This window comes from Acinetobacter sp. NBRC 110496 (genome assembly GCF_000876115.1).
Taxonomy (GTDB): Bacteria; Pseudomonadota; Gammaproteobacteria; order Pseudomonadales; family Moraxellaceae; genus Acinetobacter.
In genome coordinates this window covers 1-6,342 of record NZ_BBTF01000094.1, presented here as the reverse complement: position 1 = coordinate 6,342, position 6,342 = coordinate 1, and the positions used below count along the sequence as shown (strand labels likewise).

Below are 6,342 nucleotides of genomic sequence, written 5' to 3'. Positions count from 1 at the left end.
GTACAGCTGGGAGAAACTGTTAACTTTGCAAATGGTACAAATACAACAGCAACCTATGATGCATTGACGAATACCTACAAATACAGCCTGAACGATACCTTGTCCCTAAGCAATGCGGGCAGTCTATCGATTAAGGATAGTGCTGGTACAGGTACAGTCGTTTCTGTTGACAAGACAGGGGTACAGTCAGGCAGCATTAAGCTAGATGCATCGACAGGTAAGATCACAGGAGTAACAGATGGTCTTGTTGCTGCAGGATCTAAAGAAGCAGTAAATGGTGGTCAGCTTGATGCAGTAAAAGCGATAGCGAATACAGGCTGGAAACTGACGACAGATAAAACTGGTACGGGTGCAGTGGCAGGTAGTTCAGTTGAACAGATCACGCCAGATGAAACAGTAACGTTTATCGCTGGTGACAACATTGCGGTTGAACAGGCAGGGAATAAGGTCACTGTAGCAACGAAGAAAGATGTGGTATTTGACAGGGTGACATCGACAGATATATTAGGTAATACATCTATTCTGAGTGCAACAGGCATAATTACACAAGACAAGGATGGAAAAAAATCTGCATCATTAAGTAATACGGGTTTATTTGTAGCTGAAATGAATGCAACTGGAAATACCTTGAGCAGCAGTAGTCTTGAAGCAGGTAAATTGACTGTAAAAGGCACTAACACACTGGTGCTAGATTCAGTGAAAGGTACATTGACTGGTTTGAGTAATAAGACACTTGGAAGTGGTGATTTTGCATCTCAAGGCCGCGCAGCGACTGAAGAGCAGCTGAACCGGGCGCAAAGTAATGTCGCATCTATTTTAGGCGGTAATGCAGCCAATAACGGTGGCCTGCTCAGCATGTCGAATATTGGTGGTACTGGTGAAAGTACTATTGATGATGCAATCAAATCAGTCAATCAAGTGGCTAATAATGCCAATAAAGGCCGGAATGTTAGCACCAATGGCGGTACAGCAAACAATGTGAAGCCAAACGATACTGTTGATTTCAGTAATAAAGATGGCAATGTCACAGTTTCAAATCAGGGCAATAACATTACTGTCGATTTAAACAAAGATATTGATTTGGGTGCAGCTGGTAGTGTAACGACCGGAGACACCAAAATTGATAATAATGGTTTAACGATTGCGGGTGGTCCAAGCGTAACCAAAAATGGTATCGATGCGGGCAAACAAAAAGTGACCAATGTTGCTGACGGTAAAATTACTGCCGATTCTCAAGATGCTGTGAATGGTGGTCAAATTCACGACATGATGGGTGCTGGTGCTTATGACACCAATGGAAATCTCAGTAATATTGGTGGTACAGGTCAAAGCAATATTAACGATGCTATTGCAGCAGTAAACAAAACCGCAGTTCAATCTAAATCGACTGTGACTGAAGGCAGCAATATCAAAGTTGTGAGCAATTCAAATGCAGATGGCAGTACTAATTATACGGTGTCAACAGCTGATGATATTACGCTGAACAGTGTTACAGCGAAGGATATTAATGCAGGTACTGTAACGACTGATAAGGTGGTTGCTGGCAATACCACTGTTGATAGCAGTGGCTTGAGCATTAAAAATGGTCCATCTGTGACCGCTTCCGGTATTGATGCAGGCAGTAAAGTAGTGAGTAATGTCAGCAATGGCGTGCAAAACAGCGATGCTGTGAATATGGGGCAGTTGTCTCAATACCTAGGCGGCGGTGCTGGCTATAACAACATCACGCAAAGTTTTGATGCGCCAAATTATCAAGTCAATGGTGGTTCTTATAACAATGTCGGTGATGCATTAGGTGCGCTAAATCAGGCCGATCAGGCATTGGGTAACCGTATTACAAATTTGGGTGATCAGTTACAACAAGCATTCTACTCAACAAATCAACGTATTGATGATGTTGAGAAAAAAGCCAATGCAGGTATTGCTGCGGCAATGGCATTAGAAAATGCACCGTACATTCCAGGTAAATACACTTATGCGGCAGGTGCTGCCTATCATGGCGGTGAAAATGCAATTGGTTTGACTTTACGTAAAACTGCGGATAACGGTCGCTGGTCATTGACTGGTGGTGTTGCTGCCGGTTCATCAGGTGATCCAAGTGTACGTGTTGGTATCAGTGGTGTAATTGATTAATGCATGGTGGGGAAAGAGCATGGTGGCTCTTTCCCACTTGTTTTTTAAATTTAATCAAGAATTGAGATGACAATGAAAACTTTATTAAAAACAATTGTAAGCTGTGTATTTTTAACTGGTGTGTTGAGTGGTCTAACACATGCAAAAGAGCAGATTAATTTACAGATGGCTGATGAGTCCGTTTCTTTTCCAGAAGTGAAAAAAAGTTACCTAGATCAAGTTCACCGTTATGAATATGATCAGGTACTGCGTCTGGAAAATGGCTTAACCAAAGACCAAATTCGTTATATTTTGGGCCATCCACATTTTAGCGAAGGCGTGTTTGGGGTTCGTGAATGGAACTATGTATTGGATATCCGTGTGCCTGAAACCCAGCAATACAAACGCTGCCAGTTACGTATCGACTTTGATAAAGACTACTTGGCCAAGGCATATTATTGGAAGGGTGAAGCCTGTCAGGGCTTGGCGCAATATGGTGCCAACAATCAACCTGTAGATAAAAATGCATTGGTTGTTGGAGGACTGAATGCCCAAGTTGCACAAGCTAGCGTACTATTCGCCTTTGACCGTTATGATGAGTCTGCGATTAACCGTGACTTTAGCCGCGTGGAAGAAATTGCAGAGGCCATTAAGCAGTCCGGCAGCCAGCGGGTTACTGTGACGGGTTATGCCGATAAATTGGGTAACTTTAACTATAACCAGGTTTTATCTGCACAGCGTGCGAATACCGTGGCTTATTTGCTAGCTCAACTGGGGATTGATCCGAATTACATTAAAGTCGATGCCAATGGAACAACCCGAATTTATAAAGAGTGTGAAGGTCAAACCAAATCTACTTCAACTGTGGAATGTTTAGCACCAAATCGCCGAGTAAATGTTAATTGGTAATAAGAATTAATGGAGTATATTGTGCTGATAAAGTAACTATATACTCTTTTTCCTTAAAATTAAGAGGTTTAGAAAGTAAAAATGATTTTAACCAAGGCAGTTTAAGCAAATTAAGATACAAACTAGGTAATCCTCCCATAAATAACCGAAGTTAAGAGTAGAGGTTAAGCAGCCATTAGAGGAGGCCTTCCTTTGTTGGCCTGGTGTGGTCTTTCATGATTGTAATGCCACAGCCAATTTGCTGCATAATCTTGTACTTCATCCAAAGTATCAAATGAAATATATGGCTCAACGGGCAAAAGCTAGTCCTCTGAGAATCAGCTTTCATATTGCATCCATTAGTATTCTGAATATTTAAAGATTCACTTCATTGGATTCAGCAGGTAATTTACCCAAGCATTTTGAAAATTTACTGGAAAAGCCAAGAAATACATTTTACCTGAGAGAAGAGCGAGAAGTTGCCCTAGGGTTGTGAAGGGAAAACCGCAGAAATACCCAAGAGAATACCAGTCAATTTCTTAACTGACTAGCATTAGGCCGTGTCGAGGTATTTCAATTAATGCCATTTCGCACTTGTTGCAAAATCCAATCCTCATATTCTTGTAGTGTTTCTTGTAGCATATCCATAGGTCGTACGATGTAGTGCCTTTCAACTAATGCACTTGGTTTATGACCTGATATCTGTGCTAAAGATCCTTCATTGATTTTTGCCCAAATAGCTAACGTTTTATATGATCTCCTCAATCCATGGGGAGTAAGTTCAATATTTAGTTTTTTACATATTTTCTCGGCTTTGTTGCACAAAGATTGTAAGCGTCCGCTGAACCCCATGCCTATTTTTTAATTTGAGTTGGATTTCCAGCGATGTGGTAGTAATTCTTCTATTTGGGTCGCTTTATGCGTCGGCAGCCTTTTCAGCACATCACTGAGATAGGCATACGGATCCAACCCATTCAGCTTTGCTGACTGGATTAAAGTCATGATATTTGCCGCTCGCTGTCCACTGCGCAGCGAACCTGCAAACAACCAGTTCTTACGGCCCAATGCCCAGGGACGCATTGAGTTCTCTGCCCAGTTATTGTCAATGGGTAGATTGCCATCATCCAGATAGCGGCTTAAGGCTGGCCAACGCTTCAGACTGTAATTGATGGCCTTGGCGGTTGGAGAACTCGATGGCACCGTCAGATAATGTTGGTTGAGCCATTCACACAGTTGTTGCATCACCGGTTGGCTGTGCTGTTGTCGGTATTCGCGGCGGTGTTCTGCTGTACCATCGGTCTTTTTCCTGAGTTCTGCTTCTATCGCATACAGTTTCTGAATCATCAGTAATGCCTGTTCAGCGATCTGACTTTTCCCGGTCACATGTAGCTCATGGAATTTACGACGTGCATGCGCCATGCAGCCCACCTCTATGACATCGCCTGATTTAAAGCGTGCTTTATAACCACTGTAATCATCACAGACCAGATGGCCCTGCCAGCCTTTCAGGAACTCTTCAGCATGCTGACCTGAACGGCTATCTTGAAAGTCATAGATCACCGCCTGAACTGGATTGTACTGTGTGGTGGCATAGGCCCAGACATAACCTTTCTTCGGTTTTTTCTCATCATCCCCCATCTGCATGATGATGACTGGTGTTTCATCTGCATGAATCACCCGCTGTTGAAGCACAAGCTGTTTTAAGGCATTGGTCAGAGGTTCAAGTTCTACCCCACAGCGTCCAATCCAGTCAGATAAAGTTGATCTAGAAAGCTCGATTCCCGCCCGCTGATAGATCAGACGTTGACGGTACAGCGGTAAATGATCTGCGTATTTCGAGACCAACACATGGCTCAGTAGTTCAGGACTGGCAATACCTTTATCAATCACATAGGCGGGCATCGCTTGCTGAGTCAGGGTGTCACACTGATCACAGACCCATTTGCCACGCACATGCTGTTCCTTATAGAACTGTGCCGGTCTGAAATGTAGTTTTTCACTGATATCTTCGCCGATACGACGCAAGGTGCAGCCACAAGCACATTGGGTTGATGTTGGTTCATGCTCGATACGGATGGTGTGTAGATGATCGGGCAGCAGTCGACGTTTAGGTTTGTTGACTGTGGCTTTGTGTGTCGCTGCATCAGTTTTATCTGCATTCAGCCGTTCCAGTTCCAGATCAACAGCGGCAATATCTTCTTCGACCGCTTCATCCCACAGATGGATTTGTTTTGCGGTGAGATGTTCGTTTTTACTGCCAAATTTGTGCTGTTTAAATAGTGCGAGCTCATGCTCGTATTTTTGCGTGAGAATGGAAAGATGTTGAACTTTGGCATCCAATTGCTGGTTTGATTTTTCTAATTCTTGATTTGATTGTGCCAGAGACTGATGCTGCATCGCCAACTGCCGGGTAAATTCCAGCAGTTGTTCATGGGTCAGTTGGCTTAAATCAGGCAGCATTTTCATGACCGCAGTATGCCTGAGGTCATGACGCAGAGGAAATAGAACGTTTGGAGAATAGCAGAATGTAGCAGCCTAGTTTAGAGCATTGTGACCACTTGCTGTCGTCCAATGCGCTGCCAAGGCAAACCCTGAATTAGTGCCTGTAACTGTTCTGGACTGAGAGCTACGTTTTCACCCTGGTGAACTTTAGCCCAGTGAAATTTTCCCTGTTCCAACCGCCGAGCACACAGCCAGATCCCCAGTCCATCATGTACCAGCACTTTCATGCGATGGCCACGTTTATTACAGAACAGGTAAGCACAATGCGGTTTGATGTAGCCAAAGGCTCTCACCACCTGAGCCATGGCCGTATCCATACCTGCACGCATGTCCATGGGCTGAGTAGACAACCAGATTTCATCGATACGGATCATGTTGTAAGTGCCTTGAGTAATTCTGCTAAAGCAGATATTTCTGATACTTGCCATTTCAAGCCAATTTCTGCTTTTGAGTGGGGTAAAGTAATTTGAACCGTTAACATGCCAGTAGGGATAGGATCTAATGGTGCGGAGCAAGATAAGGCAATAAATGCAGGTTTATTCGGTAGTAGTGAGCGATCATTCCCTGGCTTAGCATCAATTAAGCGAATCCATTTGGATACAAGATTTGTATTCAATCCATGTTGCAAAGCGACCGAAGCAATTGAAACCTCCGATGCTTTACACGCCTGAACGATCTGCTGTTTAAATTCAGCACTATATGTTCTTCGTTTTATCGTAAGAGATGCGATGGATGTCTGGTTATTTGTAGTCATAAATTTAAGTTCCCACTTGTTTTTAAGTCAGGACTAAATTAAGGCTTATAGGACGAATTCATAAGGTGTGTTCAGCGGACGCTTAC

At 43.4% G+C, this 6,342-nt stretch carries 5 protein-coding genes and 2 pseudogenes; 2 read left to right on the top strand and 5 right to left on the bottom strand.

What is annotated here, in order from left to right:
- Positions 1–2,133, top strand: a 2,133-nt coding sequence (locus Aba26S_RS20310; protein WP_171248959.1) for a YadA-like family protein, incomplete at its 5' end; no start/stop codon positions are given.
- 72 nt (positions 2,134–2,205) lie between these two features.
- The gene (bamE, locus tag Aba26S_RS20305; RefSeq protein WP_004681119.1) at positions 2,206–3,021 is read left to right on the top strand and encodes an outer membrane protein assembly factor BamE; all 816 of its coding nucleotides are present in this window, start codon (positions 2,206–2,208) and stop codon (positions 3,019–3,021) included.
- 164 nt (positions 3,022–3,185) lie between these two features.
- Here bamE and Aba26S_RS20300 read toward each other — a convergent pair.
- The 5 genes and pseudogenes from Aba26S_RS20300 to Aba26S_RS20275 all read right to left on the bottom strand — a co-directional run.
- Positions 3,186–3,296, bottom strand: a pseudogene (locus Aba26S_RS20300) (integrase core domain-containing protein); the annotation flags it as partial.
- Between the two features lie 277 nt (positions 3,297–3,573).
- Positions 3,574–3,813, bottom strand: a pseudogene (locus tag Aba26S_RS21705) (integrase); the annotation flags it as partial.
- 48 nt (positions 3,814–3,861) lie between these two features.
- Positions 3,862–5,466 (bottom strand): IS66 family transposase, encoded by a 1,605-nt coding sequence (locus tag Aba26S_RS20285; RefSeq protein ID WP_043974831.1) that lies wholly within the window; start codon positions 5,464–5,466, stop codon positions 3,862–3,864.
- A gap of 74 nt (positions 5,467–5,540) precedes the next feature.
- Entirely contained in the window at positions 5,541–5,876 is a 336-nt protein-coding gene (tnpB, locus tag Aba26S_RS20280; protein ID WP_043974827.1) for an IS66 family insertion sequence element accessory protein TnpB, read from the bottom strand.
- A complete protein-coding gene (locus Aba26S_RS20275) occupies positions 5,873–6,256 on the bottom strand; it encodes a transposase (RefSeq protein ID WP_043974824.1) in 384 nt (127 codons plus the stop codon). Before Aba26S_RS20275 ends, tnpB begins: the two co-directional genes overlap by 4 nt.
- Between the last annotated feature and the right edge of the window lie 86 nt (positions 6,257–6,342).

What these genes read in the sequence shown, in the direction of transcription:
- Aba26S_RS20275 (WP_043974824.1), bottom strand. Translation starts at nt 6,256, where the DNA reads ATGACTACAAATAACCAGACATCCATCGCATCTCTTACGATAAAACGA.
- Aba26S_RS20285 (WP_043974831.1), bottom strand. Translation starts at nt 5,466, where the DNA reads ATGAAAATGCTGCCTGATTTAAGCCAACTGACCCATGAACAACTGCTG.
- bamE (WP_004681119.1), top strand. Translation starts at nt 2,206, where the DNA reads ATGAAAACTTTATTAAAAACAATTGTAAGCTGTGTATTTTTAACTGGT.
- tnpB (WP_043974827.1), bottom strand. Translation starts at nt 5,876, where the DNA reads ATGATCCGTATCGATGAAATCTGGTTGTCTACTCAGCCCATGGACATG.